Below are 16,690 nucleotides of genomic sequence, written 5' to 3'. Positions count from 1 at the left end.
ACGAGGCCCGCTAGCATTGAGCTATGAGTCAAGCCATTGTTGCGCAGTCCCTCGGTGAACCGGACGTCTTAGAGATCACCGAAGTTGAGCAGCCCGCACCGGGCCCGGGCCAGCTATTGATCAAGGTAGCCGCGGCCGGAGTGAATTTCATTGAGACCTACCAACGCGAAGGCCTGTACCCGGTGGCACTGCCGTTCACCCCAGGTGCTGAGTCCGCCGGAACCGTTGAAGCGGTGGGCGAAGGAGTGAGCGATTTCGCTGTGGGCGACCGGGTAGCCACCGCAGAGGGCGCGAAATCTTACGCCGAATACACCCTGGTTGACGCCGAAAAAGCGCTGCCCGTGCCCCAGGGCCTCGACCTGGAAACCGCTGCTGCACTGCCATTACAAGGCATGACTGCGCATTACTTAATCAATTCATCCTTCAAAGTGGAGCCCGGTCACACCATTCTCACCCACGCCGGGGCCGGTGGCGTTGGTTTGCTGCTCAGCCAGTTGCTGAAAGCAAAGGGTGCCACGGTGATCACCACCGTCTCCAGCGATGAAAAGGAGACCCTGGCCAAGGCCGCCGGCGCCGACCATGTACTTCGCTACCAGGACGAGTCCGGCCGTGGCTTCGCCGAGCAGATTCGTGAGATCACCGAAGGCCACGGCGTTGACGCGGTATTAGACGGCGTCGGCAAGGACACTTTCGACGGTTCGCTGGCCTCGCTGGCGATCCGCGGCACCTTGGTACTTTACGGCGGCGCGAGCGGCCCGGTGCCGCCCTTCGACCTGATGAGGCTAAACGCTGGCGGCTCACTGTTCATCACCCGGCCTACTCTCGCCCATCACACCCTGACCGCCGAAGAGCGACGCTGGCGCTCCACTGAAATCTTTGAGGCAGTCGCCTCGGGCGGCCTCAAGGTGCGTATCGGTGGCCGCTATCCGCTCGCCGAAGCTGCTCAGGCGCACCGAGACCTACAAGCCCGTAAGACCACCGGAAAGCTACTGCTATTGCCATGAGCCACCAGCGATGAATAACTACTCACCGCAGTTCCCCGGCGGCCAACTCACTCCGCCGGAACGGACCTTGATTGACATCTTGGCAGCCACTGCCGCCAGTTTTCCAGACGCTTCGGCGCTCGACGACGGCAGCCGTTCGCTCAGTTACACCGAGCTGCAGCGCGAAGTGAAAAGCTACGCGAAGTCGCTTCACCTCGCAGGCCTGGGCGCCGGAGACAAGATCGGGGTGCGGATCCCTTCCGGAACGGCTGAGCTCTACATCGCCATCCTCGCGGTGCTAACCATCGGGGCTGCCTACGTCCCGGTCGACGCCGACGACCCTGACGAGCGGGCCAAACTGGTGTTCAGCGAAGCCAAGGTCGCCGGGGTCCTGCATGCCGCGAAAGCGGGCGAAGAGCACATCATTGTCGGCAAGGACCGACCACGGCCTTTCGCCGCACCACGCACCCCCACCGTTGACGATGACTGCTGGGTGATCTTCACTTCCGGCTCCACCGGCACCCCTAAGGGCGTCGCGGTAAGCCATCGCTCCTCGGCGGCTTTTGTAGACGCCGAAGCCCGGCTGTTTCTGCAATCCGCGAGCGGGCAGGCCGCTGGCGGGCCGCTTGGCAGCAATGACCGGGTGCTGGCGGGCCTCTCGGTAGCCTTTGACGCCTCCTGCGAAGAAATGTGGCTGGCCTGGCGGCACGGGGCTTGCCTGGTGCCGGCGCCGCGATCGCTGGTACGCACCGGAATGGACCTCGGCCCCTGGCTGATCTCGCAGGGCATCACAGTGGTCTCCACGGTACCGACGCTGGCGGCACTCTGGCCGGTGGAGGCCTTGGAGAACGTCAGGCTACTCATTTTTGGCGGCGAGGCCTGCCCGCCTGAGTTGGCCGAACGGCTCGCGGTACCGGACCGCGAGGTCTGGAACACTTACGGCCCGACCGAGGCCACCGTGGTCGCCTGCGCCGCACCGCTCACCGGTAGGCCGCCGGTACGCATCGGCCTACCGCTTGATGGCTGGGACCTCGCCGTGGTCAGCCCGGACGGCACCCCGGTGGCCGAAGGCGAAGTGGGTGAACTGATCATCGGCGGTGTTGGCTTAGCCCGCTATCTGGATCCTGCCAAGGACGCTGAAAAATATGCCCCGATGCCCTCGCTGGGCTGGCAGCGCGCTTACCGCAGCGGGGACTTGGTGCGTTACGAAACCGCTGGACTGATCTTCATGGGCCGCGCCGATGAGCAAATCAAACTCGGCGGTCGACGCATTGAACTAGGCGAGATTGACGCCGCTCTGCAGCGGCTTCCCGGGATTGCTGGAGCCGCCGCGGCGGTAAAAACCACTGCTGGCGGCAATCAAGTATTGGTTGGCTACTTGGTGCTGACCGATCCCGAAGCAACTACCGATCTCGCCGCCTTCCGAGCCGCGCTGGGCGGTGAGCTACCTGCTCCCTTGATCCCGATGCTCACCCTGACCGACACCTTGCCGACCAAGACCAGCGGTAAGGTGGACCGCAATGCGCTGCCCTGGCCGCTCAGCCAGCCTGGGGCGCAGCAAAACGATTCGGCTGACGGTGTCGAACTAGCACCGGACGCACAATGGGTGCTCGATCAATGGAACGCGGTGCTGGGTGGTTCCACAAGCTCACTAGATGCGGATTTCTTCGCCCAGGGCGGTGGCTCGCTGGCCGCTGCTCAGCTGGTCTCCAGGCTGCGTAATCACTATCCGACCATTACGGTCGCCGATATTTACGCCCAGCCCCGGGTTGGGGCCTTACTGGAATTGGCGCGTCAATCGGTGCCCGAGTACGAGGCTGGCGCACCGGCGATAGTCCGTACTGTGCGTCGGACTGCACGCAAGTCACAGATCTTCCAGACTCTGATGGGCATCCCGCTGCATATTTTGGTCGGTATGCGCTGGCTGACCTATTTGATGTTCCTGAACAATATTCTGGCCTGGTGGCTACCGGCCGGAACGCTGAACCACTTGAACTGGTGGTGGGTTTTCGCCAGCTGGGCGATTTTTGTGAGCCCCTGGGGTCGAATGAGCATCTCAGTGGTATCAGCCCGGATCTTGCTTCGCGGTGTCACGCCCGGAGTCTATCCACGCAGCGGCAAAGTGCATCTGAAACTGTGGTTAGCCGAGCAGATCGCTGACCTCGCCCAAGCAGTTTCGCTCGCCAGCGCGCCCTGGGTGGCACTCTACGCCCGAGCGCTTGGTGCCAAAATCGGCAAGGACGTCAGTCTTCATTCGGTGCCACCAGTGACCGGGCTGCTCAGTTTGGGCGAGGGCTGCTCAATTGAACCCGAAGTCGACCTCTCCGGCTGGTGGATTGATGGCGATAATGTCCAGATCGGCTCCATTTCGGTGGGTGCGCATGCAACGGTAGGAGCCAGAAGCACGCTGATGCCGGGCGCTAAGGTCGGCCAAGGAGCCGAGGTGGCCGCTGGTTCAGCGGTGCTCGGCAAAGTACGAGCCGGTCAACAGTTTTCTGGTTCCCCCGCCGAGCGGGTCGGCAAAGCCCGGCCGGGCTGGCCGCAGGCACCGCAGCGCAGTGCTCGACTCTGGCTTGGCATCTACGCGGTGGCCTCAACAGTACTCGCGCTGATTCCGTTTGCGGCCGCAGCCTTGGCTGGCTTCGTGGCCCTACAGATCGTCGGCCCGGCACCGTTAACTGACATCTACCCGCGACTGCTGCTCGCTGCCCCGCTGACCACCCTGATCTGGTTCCTCAGTCTGATGGTGTTGGTGCTGCTCACCGTGCGGTTACTGAGCATAGGATTGCGCGAGGGCTTCCACCCGGTGCGCGGCCGAATCGGCTGGCAAGTCTGGGCCACCGAACGCGTGCTCGATCTGGCCCGTGATCTGCTCTTTCCGATCTATGCCTCCCTCTTCACCCCGATCTGGCTGCGCCTGCTGGGTGCCAAAATTGGCAAGAACGTTGAGGCTTCAACAGTGCTGCTACTGCCCTCCATGACGACGGTGGGCGATGGCGCGTTTCTCGCCGACGACACCATGGTCGCCTCCTACGAACTCGGCGGCGGTTTTGTGCACATCGCGCCCGCAAAGGTCGGTAAACGAGCATTCCTGGGAAACTCCGGGATGACCGCAGCTGGCCGTTCGGTGCCGAAAAACTCCCTCGTCGCGGTACTTTCAGCAACTCCGGCCAAAGCCAAATCAGGTACCTCCTGGCTGGGTTCTCCGCCGGTCAGGCTGCGCAGAATAGCCCAGGACTCGGATGCCTCTCGCACCTTTGAGCCACCGCTCAAACTCAAGGTAGCTAGAGCCCTCTGGGAGGTGTGTCGTTTCGTGCCTACGGTGCTTACCGTAGTGATCGCGCTCAGCGTGCTAACCCTGTTCTCCTGGCTGGTAGCCAAGCTTGACTTCTTCGGCTGGGGTTACCTGATTGCGGCCCTGCTCAGTGGCATCGTGGTGATGTTGGCCGGGGCCATTGCCGCCGGCAGCGCGGTAGTGGCTAAGTGGTTACTGGTCGGCAAGATCAGAGTTGGTGAGCATCCGCTCTGGAGCTCCTTCATTTGGCGGAACGAAGTTGTCGACACCTTCGTCGAACTGGTTGCCGCGCCCTGGTTCGCCCGCGCCGCGAGCGGCACTCCCGCCCTAGTCTGGTGGTTACGCGCTTTAGGCGCCAAGATTGGGCACGGCGCCTGGTGTGAGTCGTACTGGCTGCCGGAGGCCGATCTGGTCAGCTTGGGCGAAAGCTCAACCGTCAATCGTGGCTGTGTGGTGCAGACTCACCTCTTCCATGATCGAATCATGGCCCTCGACACGGTTACTCTGGAGGACGGGGCTACCATGGGCCCGCACGGGGTGATCTTGCCCGCGGCCAGCATTGGTCGGGGCGGCACCGTCGGACCGGCCTCATTGGTGATGCGCGGTGAGACGGTCCCGGCGGGAAGTTACTGGATGGGCAATCCGGTCTCTCCATGGCAGGGACCCCGACAACTGGGCACCGGTGAAAAACGATCAGCAAAAACTGAGTCAGCGAAGAAGAGCGCTAAGAGGGGATCTGCAGGGAACTGATGAGTGTGGTAGAGAGTCTCGACCCCTACACCCCCGGTCACGGTAGCGCTGATTATCAGGTCGCCCACTACGAGTTGGATTTGGACTGCCGACTGGCGAGCAATCGGCTGATCGCCAAGGCGGTTATCTCGGCGACCTCACGGGTCAAGCTGAAAACACTGCGCTTCAGCCTGGCTGGGCTCAAGGTCGGCAAGGTTTCGGTGAAAAGCGGTGGTAAGAATCTCAAAATCGCCAAATATTCGCATCGCGCCGAGCAATTGCTGATCGAACTGGCCGAACCACTCAGTAAAGACAAGAAGTTCAGCACCGAAATTCGTTACGAAGGAAACCCGGCTCCCACCATCGGTCTCTGGGGCGATGTTGGTTGGGAAGAATTGGCCGATGGCGTGCTGGTCGCCGGCCAGCCCACCGGTGCACCCAGCTGGTTTCCCTGCAACGATCATCCGAGTCAGAAAGCCAGCTACCGAATCACGATCAGCACCGACGCGAATTATCGCCCGGTCTGCAATGGCACCCTGATTTCGCGCACCACCAAAGCCAGTCGGGAAACCTGGGTTTATGAGCAGCCCGAGCCAATGGCGAGCTACCTAGCCACAGTGCAAATCGGGCGCTACGAATTGCTGCCATTGGAGGACCAGCCCCGGGGTAGCCATCGGGCCGAGCAGGCTGCCCAGGCGGAGTCGCCGGTGCCGCTGGCGATCGCCGTGCCAGCCTCGCTGCGGGCCACCGCATTGCGCGGGCTGGCTCAACAGCGCGCCATGATGGACACCTTCGAGTACTGTTTCGGCCGCTATCCCTTCGCCGCTTACACCGTGGTGATCACCGAGGACGAGCTAGACATTCCATTGGAGGCGCAGTCGCTGTCGATCATCGGCCGGAATCACTTGGACCTGAGTTGGGAAGCGCAGCGGCTAGTGGCGCACGAACTCTCTCACCAGTGGTTCGGCAACTCGCTCACGCTGGCGCGCTGGGAAGACATTTGGCTGCACGAGGGCTTCGCTTGTTACGCCGAGTGGATCTGGTCGGAGGCTTCTGGCACCATGCCGATCGAGCGCCGGGCCGGACTGGCCCATCGGATGCTCGCCGGGCAGCCGCAGGACCTGGTGATTGGCGCCCCCGGGCCTGAGCTCATGTTCGATGACCGGGTCTATAAGCGCGGCGCTTTGGCGGTGCACGCGCTACGGCAGGCCGTCGGCGAGCAAAATTTCTTCCCGCTGTTGCGGGAGTGGAACTCGCGCTTCCGGCATGGCTCGGTGCGGACCGCTGATCTGCTGGCCCTGGCCGAGGAAATGGTTCCAGGTTGCCAGGCTGCCTCAGTTTTGCAGCCATGGTTGTACCAGGCTGAGTTGCCCGCCAAGGCACCGCAGGGCGCCTAAGCCAGGCTAGGCAGCTAAGGCAGCACCGCCAGCGCCACCGCGAACCCGGTTGGCAGACTAAGCTGCTCGGCGTCGATATCGAGTAGCCCATTCGAGTCAGAGTCAAGGTCGGCGGGGCGCTGCCGCAAACCGGTCCCCCAGGCCTTCACTAAAGCTTCTTTACGCGCCCAGCAACGGGCCCGGAAGGCGTCCTGTTCGCTGCTTGGCAAGGCGGCCAAGGCGCCACGTTCCTGAGCGTTCAAAACGCTCGCGTCGAAACCTTCAAAGCTCACCGCTGCGATACGTTCCAGATCGACGCCCAACTTCACGATTCTGCGCGAAAGCGCCAGTAGCACCCAATTCTCTCGAGAGCTGCTGCTCAGCGCTAGATGGATTGGCTGGCCTGCCAGCGTGAAGCCAGGCTGACCGTGATCAACCTCGGGGCCTTGGCCGTGATCCGGGCAGCGGTAATTGGGCTCTAGCTCCCTTGGTTCAATACCTAGTTGCGCGCCGACGAACCGGCGCAAGGCGGCGCGTCGAGCGATAAACCGGTGGCGGAGCTGCTTGGTGGCGAACTGATCAGCGCGAGCCCGCTCTGCCGAGCTCAGCCACTCCGCTTGAGGCTCAGCTATTTCGGCATCGCTCTCTGCATCAGTATCAACCGCCAAGATACTGACACCGTCTATCACCAGCACGTTGCCACGAGCCTGTGCTGTCGCCTGGCCTGTGCCCCTGGCCTACTGCGTGGCCTGTTCACCCGGCATTCACCTTCCGTGGCAGCGTGGTTCATGGACTCAGCTTACGGTCAAACAGTGACTGATTTGAAGCTAGCATTGCCCGGTTTCAGCGTGCTGGACACCGATGACGACGATCCGGTGCTGATCGACCAGGACGGCAAAGCCGTCGATACTTGGCGTGAGGGTTACCCCTATGCTGAGCGGCTCTCCCGGGATGTCTACGAGCTAGAGAAACGGCTGCTGCAGATCGAGTTGCTCAAGCTGCAGAACTGGGTGAAAAGCTCTGGGCAGCGAATCATTCTGCTCTTCGAGGGGCGCGATGCCGCAGGCAAGGGCGGCACCATTAAGCGTTTCACCGAGCACCTGAACCCGCGTGGCTGCCGAGTGGTCGCCCTAGAAAAACCGAGCGAACGCGAGCAGAGCCAGTGGTACTTCCAGCGCTATGTCCAGCACTTACCCTCGGCGGGCGAAATAGTGCTCTTCGACCGTTCCTGGTACTCCCGCGCCGGGGTGGAGCGAGTGATGGGTTTTTGCACCGAGGCGCAATACGGCGAGTTCCTCAAACAAGCCCCAGCCTTTGAGAAGATGCTGGTCAATGACGGCATGGAGGTAGTGAAGTTCTGGTTCTCGGTGTCCCGGTCCGAGCAGCTGACCCGCTTCACCATTCGCCAGGTCGATCCGGTGCGGCAGTGGAAGCTCTCTCCGATGGACCTCGCCTCACTGGACAAGTGGGAGGCATACACCGCGGCCAAGGAGGCGATGTTCCGCAAAACCGACACCCGGCACGCACCGTGGACAGTGGTGAAGAGCAACGATAAGAAGCGAGCCCGGTTGGAAGCGATGCGCCATGTGCTGGCCCGCTTCGACTATCCGGAAAAGGACCATGACTTAGTTGGCGTTCCGGATCGGCTGATTGTCGGCGCAGCCGCCGAACTCTTCGACTCCAACGACCCCAACCTGTTCTAAGCCGTCCCACCGCAGCGCCCCACCACCGCCGCCACCCCCTCTACGCTGAGTTCGTGGTTGCCTCTCGGATTCGCTAGTAATTACTGGCGAATCCGAGACTTAACCACGAACTCAGCGCAAGGACGAAAGCCTCGACGGCTAGCGCAGTACGGCACCGAAGGCTTCGGCGGCGGCCGCAACGGCTGCTTCCCGAGCTTCGGAGGCTTCTTCTGCGGTCAGCGTGCGGTCGTCGGCGCGGAAACGCAGCCCGAAAGCGAGCGACTTCTTACCGGCCGGGATGCCGGTGCCCCGGTAATCGTCAAACAAGGCAACGTGCTCAAGCAACTCACCAGCTCCGGAACGCAATACCTCAAGCAAGTCACCAGCTGGCACCTCCGCAGCCACCAAAAGCGCAACATCCTGGGTGGCGACTGGGTAACCGGAGATCGGCTTTGCCACAATCACATCGGCCGCTGCGGCGAATAGCTCATCCGCGTTCAATTCCACCGCGACCGTGCGCACCGGCAGGTCAAGCTCGGCGATCAGCTTGGGATGCAGCTCCCCGGCGACGCCGATCACCGCACCATCGCGCAGGCTGAGCTGTGCGGTGCGTCCGGGGTGGAAAGCCTGATGCTGGCCCTGGCTCACCACCACTTCAACACCCAGTACGTCGCCAGCGAGCCGGGCCAGATCGACGGCGTCGGCCCAGTCCCAGGCCCGGCCCGTGTGATCGTTACCAGCCAGTACTGCGGCAAGCTGGAAGGGCTGCTCAGGCACACCTTCGTACAGCGCGTCGAGTACCTCATCGCTCGGCCGTTCACCCAGCGGTGGGATCGAGCTAGTGCCCATCGTCTCCGAGGGCAGGAAGATCGAGCCGGTTTCGAAAAGTTGCAAGTCCCGGAAGCCCCGCGAAATATTCCGCTTCGCCACCTCGATCAACCCGGGCAGCACCGAGGTACGCAGATACCCGAACTCCTCGCTCAACGGGTTCGCCAGTTTGATCGATCCCTCACTAGTGCCGAAGGTTTGATTGGAGACCAGCGAGACGAAGGGATAGGAGTAAACCTCCACCAATCCGGCGTCAGCAAAGGCTTGCAGCAGCCGACGGCGTTGCTGCTGCACCCGGGTCAAGCCGCGGCCTGGAGGAGCCACCGGCAACACCGAAGGAATTTTGTGGTAGCCGACCAGTCGAGCGATTTCCTCGGTCAGATCGTCCTTGGTCTCCAGATCGGGGCGCCAGCTCGGCGGCGTGACCAGGTAGCCGGTCTCGACGCTCTGCACGCTGCCGCCAATATCCTGTAGCGCTTTGGTGATCTGTTCCTGGCTGAAGTCAATGCCGACTCGAGCAGCCGGGTAGTCGGCCGCTAGCTCGATCAGCGGCGCCGCGGGTTCGGTGCCAATATCGGTGCCGTGCGGATCGACCACACCGCCAGCCAACTCGACCAGCAGGTCGACGGCACGCTGGGCAGCAATGTCAGCGACTCGCCAGTCCACGCCGCGCTCAAAGCGCTTCGAGGCCTCGGACGGCAACTTATGACGGCGTCGGCTACGACCAATCGAAACCTCTTCGAAATGCGCTGCCTCGATCAGCACATTTCGGGTGCTGGAGCTAACCTCGGTGCTGCCACCACCCATCACCCCGGCAATGCCGATCGGGCCGGAGTCATCGGTGATCAACAGATCCTCGGCGCTCAGCGTGCGCTCCTTCTCGTCCAGCGTGGTGATCTTCTCGCCGTCGACGGCGCGACGCACCACGATCGGGCCAGCCAGCTTATCGGCGTCGTAGAAGTGCAGCGGTTGGCCAAGCTCCCACATCACGTAATTGGAAATATCAACCGGCAGCGAGATCGAGCGGATACCGGCCAGCCGCAAGCGCGAAACCATCCACTGCGGCGAGGGCACGCCCGGGTCGATGTCACGCACGATGCGGGCCACGAAGCGATCCGCGCCGGGCTTGCCGTGGATCGGAGCAGCGTCTTCAATCCGCACCGGGTAACCCTGCCCATCGGAACTCGGCACCGCGGGCAGCGTGGCCGGATCGGTGAACTCGGTGCCGGTGGCGTGCGCATATTCACGGGCGATGCCGCGAATCGAGAAGGCGTAGCCGCGGTCCGGGGTGACATTGATTTCCGCTGCCTGATCGCTCAGGCCGAGCAGATCGTACACTGAGGTGCCCAGCTCAGGGTCCAGGCCCAAAGTGGAAAGCACCACGATGCCGTCGTGGTCCTGGCCGATTCCGAGTTCACGCGAGGAGGCGATCATGCCGGCGGAGACATGGCCGTAGGTCTTTCGTGGCGAAATCCTAAAATCGCCGGGTAGCACCGCACCGGGCAGCGTGACGATGACCTTGTCACCTTCCACGAAATTATGCGCACCACAGACAATGCCCTGCACGCCGTCGGGCGAGATCCCTTCGCCCTCGAGGGTCTGAGTGGCGCCTTCGGGCACCACCCGGACCTGGCACCAGTTAATAGTTTTGCCGTTGCTCTGCGGCTCTTTCACCAGCGAGAGCACCTGGCCGACCACGATCGGGCCTGACAGAGCATCGCTGGGCCGGTGCACTGCTTCTTCTTCCAAGCCGACCTTGACCAGCTCGGCCATCACGTCTTCGGCGCTCGCCTCCGCCGGCACTGCGGCAAATTCACGCAGCCATGTCAAAGGAATACGCATTAGATCTCCATCCCGAAATGCTCGCTGAAACGTACATCGCCTTCGATCATGTCGCGCATATCGGAGACTTCATTGCGGAACATCAGGGTCCGCTCAATGCCCATGCCGAAGGCAAAGCCGGAGTATTCCTCCGGGTCAATACCGGCCGCCCGCAGCACATTGGGGTTGACCATGCCGCAGCCACCCCATTCGATCCACTGTGGGCCGCCCTTAGCGCCCGGATGCCAAATATCCAGCTCCGCGGAAGGCTCGGTGAAGGGGAAATAGTTTGGCCGCAAGCGGATCTGGGCTTCCTCGCCAAACATCTGCCGGGCAAAGTGTTCCAGGGTTCCGCGCAAGTTCGCCATCGAAAGGTTCTTATCGATCGCCAGGCCCTCAAATTGGTGGAACACCGGGGTGTGAGTGGCATCGAGTTCGTCGGTCCGGAAGGTCTTACCCGGGCACAGCACGTAGATCGGCAGCTCGCGCTCCAGCATGGACCGCACCTGCACTGGAGAGGTGTGGGTGCGCAGCAGTAGGTGAGCTTCTGGCGGCTCTACGAAGAAGGTGTCCTGCAGTTCTCGCGCCGGGTGGTCCGGCTTGAAATTCAGCGCGTCGAAGTTGAACCACTCCGATTCTAGCTCCGGTCCCTCGGCAATTTCCCAGCCCATTCCGACGAAGATATCGGCGACCCGTTCTTGCAGGGTGGAGAGCGGATGCCGAGCACCGGCCTGACGACGGCGGGGCGCGGCAGTGACGTCAACAGTCTCTTCGACCAAGATCCGCTCGGCAGCCTCCGCTTCGAGCACCTCGGTGCGCTCGGCGAGCGCCTTGTTCACCGCGCCACGGGAGGCACCCATCAGCTTGCCCGCGGTTGCCTTCAACTCATTGGGCAGGCCCTTAATGCCACGGTTGGCCAGGCTGAGCGGAGATTTCTCGCCGGTGTGCGCCAGCCGAGCCGATTTGAGCTGTTCCAAATCAGCGGCGGCGGCGATGTCCGTCAGCGCGCTCTGCACCGCGGCGTCGAGGGCTGCCTGGTCGGTGGGGTCGGGGACATGGGGGATGTTGCCATCCACTTGTTCGGTCATAAAAAGTACCTTGCGAGTTCAAATTGCTTGATTGGGAGCGGGGCTACGAAAGAACGCCTCAACCAGTCTATGCAATAGCATCGTTTTATGACGGCATTCGTCCGGGCCAGACGGCTCGCGAACCTGGTGAATTTGAGCACGCCGCTGGGGCTGTTGATTGCGGCGGTCAGTAAAACACCGCTGCAAAAGGGCGTTCATGGCCTCACCTTTGGCACGAATTACCGTCCGGCGCTGCCGCATGCCCGGGCATTCACGGTGGGCAATGTGGTGTTCTTCCGCTCAGCTGAACCGGACGAAGCACTGATCGGGCATGAAGCTAAACACGCCACCCAATATTCACTTTGTTTAGGATTGCCGTTTTTCCCGCTCTATTTCGCTGGCGCGGCCTGGTCCTGGTGGCGCACCGGCGAGGCGGGCTCACGAAATCCATTCGAACGCTGGGCAGGACTGGCCGAAGGCGGCTACCGTGAGAGGGAAACCATTCAGCGTTTTTCTCGGCTCTTCGAGAAACTTCACCGACAGGACAGGACGCAGCTATGGAGACCAGCAACACCGTCACAGTGACCGGCCGGGGCGCAGCAAGCCAGGCTCCCGATACTTTGACCCTCAACATTGGCGTTGAGGTGGTTCGACGCACTCTCACCGGTGCCTATCAAGACGCCGCGCGCTCGATGCAGGCCGTGCAGCGTGCACTGGACGGCCTCGACGTAGCCCGCAAAGACAGCACCACCAGTGGGCTCTCGCTACGGGCCGAAACCAGCTGGCAGGAGGGCCAGGGCAATCTGGTCACCGGCTACAACTGCTCCTGCACGCTGACCGTGCGGCTGTCCTACGAAGATGGCGCCCAGCAAGCCATCGCGGCGATTGTGGAAGCTGGTGGTAATGACGTGCGGCTCAACGGCCTTGAGCCGAGCATCTCCGATCCCGGTGAAGTCGCCGAGCAGGCTCGCACCCTGGCCTGGGCCGATGCGGCCCGTAACGCCGCACATTTCGCGCAGCTTTCCAACCGCCGTCTAGGCCGCGTCCTCAGCATTGAAGAAAACCAGGGCGCCTCCCCTAACCCGCCCCGGATGGCCCGGATGGAGAAAGCGTCCTTCGCGGTCTCGATGCCGATCGAGGCCGGTGAGAGTTCGGTGGGTGCCAGCATTACGGTGACCTGGGAGCTGGTCTAGAGAAATCGAGTGTGCAGATCTACATCTTTTGACGGTGTTTTAAGGTGTAGATCTGCACACTCGACGGCTACTTAGACGGCGATCTCCCGCTTCAAAATCTTCCCGGTCGGGCCCTTGGGCAGCGCCTCGACAATGTGCACTTCGCGCGGGTACTTATAGGCTGCAATCCGTTCCTTAACGAAGTCCCGGATCTCCTCGGCCAACGTCCCGGTGTCCTCGATGCCGGGCTTGAGCGAAACCACGGCAATCACCTCTTCACCATGCACCTCGTCGGCGCGGCCCTTAACCGCGGCCTCGGCCACGGCCGGGTGCTCGTAGAGAACTTCTTCCACTTCGCGAGGGTAGACGTTGTATCCACCGCGCAAGATCATGTCTTTTTTCCGGTCCACGATGAAGAAAACGCCGTCCTCATCCTGCTTAGCCAGATCCCCGGTGAAGAACCAACCGTCCCGGATCGCCGCCTCGGTGGCTTCCGGATTGCGCCAATAACCCTTCATCACATATGGGCCTGCGACGGCGATCTCGCCAACTTCGCCACGCGGCACTTCCTGACCGGTCTCGTCAGCGACCTTGAGTTGAGCGCCCCGCACCACGGTGCCAATCGAACCGGGCTTGCGAATCCCATCGCGCTGGTTGAAGCTGACCACCGGCGAGGTCTCGGAGAGGCCATAACCTTCAAGCACGGTCGCCGCAAAACTCGCCTCGAACTCCTTGAGCACTTCGAGCGGCAATGGTGCCCCACCAGAGACCGCCACCTTGAGCGAAGATACCTCGTAGTTCTGCCGCTCCGGCACCCGCAGCACGGCAATGTGCATGGTGGGTACGCCCATGAAAATCGTCACCCCATCGCGCTGCACGATCTCCAAGGCTTTCACCGGATCGAACTTCGGCAACAGAGTCACCGTCGCTCCGGAGATGATTGCCGCGTTGAGGGCACAGGTTTGGCCAAAAATATGGAAGAACGGTAGCCCGCCGAAAAGCACTTCACCGGGGGCCATGCTGAATAAATCTCGGGACACTTCAGCGTTGCTCAGCAGGTTGGCATGAGTCAGTTCAGCTCCCTTGGGCCGGCCGGTGGTACCCGAGGTGTAAAGGATCACCGCGGTGTCCGAGTCATTGACTGCGGCGACCTCGGTGACTGGTTCGGTCTCGGCCAAAAGCGGCATCAAAGCAGCGTCAATCGGCACCACTGGCACCCCAGCCGCCTCGGCCCCCGGCTGTACTTGCGCCAGCACACCTTCCCAGGCGAAGACCAAGGAAGCTTCGGAGTTCTGCAGGTGATATTCCACTTCCCGGGCCTTGAGCAGTGGATTCAGCGGCACTACTACTGCACCGAACCGCAGCACCCCGTAATAGAGGGCTGGCATCTGCGGGATATTCGGACTGACAATTGCTACCCGATCGCCAGGCCGCAATCCTCTGGCAGCCAGCAAACCTGCAACCTTGGCACTAAAGCCATCGAGCGCAGCATAGCTCACCGTCACATCGTCCAATTTGATGGCTATTGCCTCGGGTTGCTTCGCTGCACTATTAGTGAGAATTGTTGCCAGGTTTGGCATTGCGGTCCCCTTTGACGACAGGGCGTCCGAGCGGGCAGCATCGAACGCGAGCGATTTTTATAAAAGCAATTTACACGCCTCTGTATTTCTATCGTAACGCCCCCGATTGAAAGTTGGTTCCGAGAGCGATAACTATTTTGCACAAGCTGCTCAACGCCACCTGAAGCTCCCGAAGGGACTCCAGCAGCCTTGCAATGTATTCGAATATATGTTCGAATACATTGCATGAGGTGGGATTCTCAACAACCGGGGAAGCTCGACGCGGATTCGAGCGAGCTAGCCTCGGAGGACACGAGCCAGGGCGGCGCAACACAAAGCCCAGCAGCACAGAGCGATGCCTCCGCATTGCCAGTGCAAGCGGCACTGCTGCCGATCAAAGGATTCCTACGCACGGTCAGGGCACCGGAATTCGCTGGCGTCACTTTTCATGAGGTGCTGTCAAAGTCATTATTGAACAAGGTTCCTCCCACCTCCAGCATGCCTTTTCAGTGGACGATTAACCCCTACCGCGGCTGCTCCCACGCCTGTGTTTACTGTTTCGCAAGGAACACTCACACCTATTTGGACTTCAACCCCGGCCTAGACTTCGATTCTCAAGTGGTGGTCAAGGTCAACGCTGTTGAGGTGCTCAAGGCTGAGCTAGCTAAGCCAAGCTGGCAGCACCCTCCGGTGGCCCTCGGAACCAATACCGACCCCTACCAGCGCGCGGAGGGCCGTTACCAGCTAATGCCCGGGATCATCCGGGCATTAGCGGATTCCGGCACCCCTTTTTCCATTTTGACCAAGGGCACTTTGCTCTCCCGAGACATCCCAGTGCTCAAAGATGCGGTGAAAAGAGTCCCGATTGGGATGGGCATCTCGCTCGCCCTCCTTGACGAAGAGCTGGCAAAAATAGTCGAACCCGGCACACCGGCCCCGAAAGCCAGACTGACCCTAGTTTCCCGGCTGCGCGAGGCTGGTTTGCCCTGCGGCGTGATGGCGATGCCGATCTTGCCCTGGCTCAGCGATAGCGATGAAGCGCTCGACTCGCTCTTTGCCGCCCTCTCCGCTGCCGGCGCCAGCGGAGTAACAGCGGGGGCGCTCTACCTCAGATCCGGCACCAGGGAATGGTTCATGGCCTGGTTAGCCAAGAACCATCCAAAACTAGTGGGCAAATATCGCAGGCTCTATGGCGCTGGCTCCTATGCGCCCAAAGAATATCGACAGTGGCTCGCTGCCAAAGTCAACGCCGCCAAGGCACGGCACGGCTTCGCCAAAACACAGGCCTATATGCACCGCACCGTGCTCGGTCCGAGGGAAGAAGAGGCTGACTATCCGGCGGGCAGCCTGCCTCGAATAAGGGCCTCAGCTAAATCACGGATAGTAGAAGCCACTTTGTTCTAATTCACGGACCCCATGCCTAGGGACGTCCCGCTGGCTTGGGCACGAACCGGTCGCCTAAAAACCGCTAACCACTCTTGCGACGAAATTCTCGCTTAGTAGCTGCCGAACCGTGGGCGTGGTCGATTTTCGCACCCTTCGCTGCCTCAACGGTGGCGTGATGTTGCGAATTCTTCCGCTCCAAAGCCTCCCGGAACTTGCGTTTAGTCTCATCGCTGGCGGCAGCGTTTTCCTGATGTTCTTCAGGCTCTGGCACTGTTCTCTCCTCGCTAGACAACTATTGATCACCCCAGTCTGGCACAGCCGGGACTCACTGTGCAGATGCTAGCGATCCACCATCGGCTCAAGATAGGCTCGCATCATGGTGAATCAGCTCAGTACTGTCCGCTTCGAACAAATCGCTCCAGTCTTTCCCGTGGTGGAGCTGGAACGGTCAATCGCGCACTACTCTGCTCTCGGTTTCGATGTGGTCAGATACCAAGGCGACGAGGACTACGCTTACGCCAAGATCGGCAATATTCGAGTTCACCTCTGGCAAGCTCCTGGCATCGACCCCGAGACAAATTTCTCCTCCGCCTTTGTCGAAGTCGACGACGCCGATGCACTGGCTGCGGACTGGAAGAAAGTCTCGGAAGCCTCTGATTTCAACTGCCCCACCAGCCTGCCGGTGGATACCGAGTACGGTCTGCGCGAAGGCGCCCATGTGGACCCGGACGGCAACCTGTTGCGTTTCGCCCATAAAATCGCTGCCTAGTCAGGCTGCCGTTTCGCACTAGC

At 61.4% G+C, this 16,690-nt stretch carries 13 protein-coding genes; 8 read left to right on the top strand and 5 right to left on the bottom strand.

The features are described from left to right. Positions 1-23: 23 nt before the first annotated feature. The 3 genes from UM93_RS02040 to UM93_RS02030 are packed head-to-tail and all read left to right on the top strand — an operon-like array spanning position 24 to position 6,404. Complete coding sequence (locus UM93_RS02040) at positions 24-1,004, top strand: quinone oxidoreductase family protein (protein ID WP_045073350.1); 981 nt, start codon at positions 24-26, stop codon at positions 1,002-1,004. Positions 1,005-1,014: 10 nt separating this feature from the next. Next, positions 1,015-5,028 carry a Pls/PosA family non-ribosomal peptide synthetase gene (locus UM93_RS02035; RefSeq protein ID WP_082056979.1) on the top strand — a complete coding sequence of 1,338 codons (4,014 nt, stop codon included), beginning with the start codon at positions 1,015-1,017 and terminating at the stop codon, positions 5,026-5,028. Beyond that, positions 5,028-6,404, top strand: coding sequence for a M1 family metallopeptidase (locus tag UM93_RS02030; RefSeq protein WP_045073348.1), 1,377 nt, complete (start codon positions 5,028-5,030; stop codon positions 6,402-6,404). The genes UM93_RS02035 and UM93_RS02030 overlap by 1 nt, the downstream gene beginning before the upstream one ends. Positions 6,405-6,418: 14 nt before the next feature. On the opposite strand, the gene UM93_RS02025 is transcribed toward UM93_RS02030, so the two are convergent. Then, on the bottom strand, positions 6,419-7,078 hold the full coding sequence (locus tag UM93_RS02025; protein ID WP_052663525.1) for a 4'-phosphopantetheinyl transferase family protein: 660 nt from the start codon (positions 7,076-7,078) through the stop codon (positions 6,419-6,421). 117 nt (positions 7,079-7,195) lie between these two features. On the opposite strand from UM93_RS02025, the gene ppk2 reads away from it, so the two are divergent. Beyond that, the gene (gene ppk2, locus UM93_RS02020; RefSeq protein ID WP_045076716.1) at positions 7,196-8,086 is read left to right on the top strand and encodes a polyphosphate kinase 2; all 891 of its coding nucleotides are present in this window, start codon (positions 7,196-7,198) and stop codon (positions 8,084-8,086) included. A gap of 138 nt (positions 8,087-8,224) precedes the next feature. Here the strand turns inward: ppk2 and pheT are convergent, their stop codons facing one another. Then, positions 8,225-10,735: a phenylalanine--tRNA ligase subunit beta gene (gene pheT / locus UM93_RS02015; RefSeq protein WP_045073346.1), complete on the bottom strand. Its 2,511-nt coding sequence runs from the start codon at positions 10,733-10,735 to the stop codon at positions 8,225-8,227. Then, positions 10,735-11,802: a phenylalanine--tRNA ligase subunit alpha gene (gene pheS, locus UM93_RS02010; RefSeq protein WP_045073344.1), complete on the bottom strand. Its 1,068-nt coding sequence runs from the start codon at positions 11,800-11,802 to the stop codon at positions 10,735-10,737. Before pheS ends, pheT begins: the two co-directional genes overlap by 1 nt. Positions 11,803-11,889: 87 nt before the next feature. Between pheS and UM93_RS02005 the strand changes: the two genes are divergently transcribed. Together UM93_RS02005 and UM93_RS02000 are read left to right on the top strand one after the other, a co-directional pair. Further along, entirely contained in the window at positions 11,890-12,366 is a 477-nt protein-coding gene (locus UM93_RS02005; RefSeq protein ID WP_082056977.1) for an eCIS core domain-containing protein, read from the top strand. Then, positions 12,339-12,974, top strand: coding sequence for an SIMPL domain-containing protein (locus UM93_RS02000; RefSeq protein ID WP_045073342.1), 636 nt, complete (start codon positions 12,339-12,341; stop codon positions 12,972-12,974). Before UM93_RS02005 ends, UM93_RS02000 begins: the two co-directional genes overlap by 28 nt. A gap of 71 nt (positions 12,975-13,045) precedes the next feature. Here the strand turns inward: UM93_RS02000 and UM93_RS01995 are convergent, their stop codons facing one another. Then, on the bottom strand, positions 13,046-14,533 hold the full coding sequence (locus UM93_RS01995; RefSeq protein WP_045073341.1) for a long-chain-fatty-acid--CoA ligase: 1,488 nt from the start codon (positions 14,531-14,533) through the stop codon (positions 13,046-13,048). 225 nt (positions 14,534-14,758) lie between these two features. On the opposite strand from UM93_RS01995, the gene UM93_RS01990 reads away from it, so the two are divergent. Next, on the top strand, positions 14,759-15,916 hold the full coding sequence (locus tag UM93_RS01990; protein WP_157874071.1) for an Rv2578c family radical SAM protein: 1,158 nt from the start codon (positions 14,759-14,761) through the stop codon (positions 15,914-15,916). Positions 15,917-15,980: 64 nt separating this feature from the next. Here the strand turns inward: UM93_RS01990 and UM93_RS01985 are convergent, their stop codons facing one another. Beyond that, positions 15,981-16,169, bottom strand: a complete 189-nt coding sequence (locus UM93_RS01985) for a DUF5302 domain-containing protein (protein ID WP_045073340.1) — start codon at positions 16,167-16,169, stop codon at positions 15,981-15,983. Positions 16,170-16,274: 105 nt separating this feature from the next. Here UM93_RS01985 and UM93_RS01980 point away from each other — a divergent pair, with 105 nt between their 5' ends. Further along, on the top strand, positions 16,275-16,667 hold the full coding sequence (locus tag UM93_RS01980) for a VOC family protein (RefSeq protein WP_045073339.1): 393 nt from the start codon (positions 16,275-16,277) through the stop codon (positions 16,665-16,667). Positions 16,668-16,690: the final 23 nt, after the last annotated feature.

The organism is Psychromicrobium lacuslunae (genome assembly GCF_000950575.1).
In the GTDB taxonomy this organism is placed as follows: Bacteria; Actinomycetota; Actinomycetes; order Actinomycetales; family Micrococcaceae; genus Renibacterium; species Renibacterium lacuslunae.
This window is presented reverse-complemented; position numbering and strand designations above follow the sequence as displayed.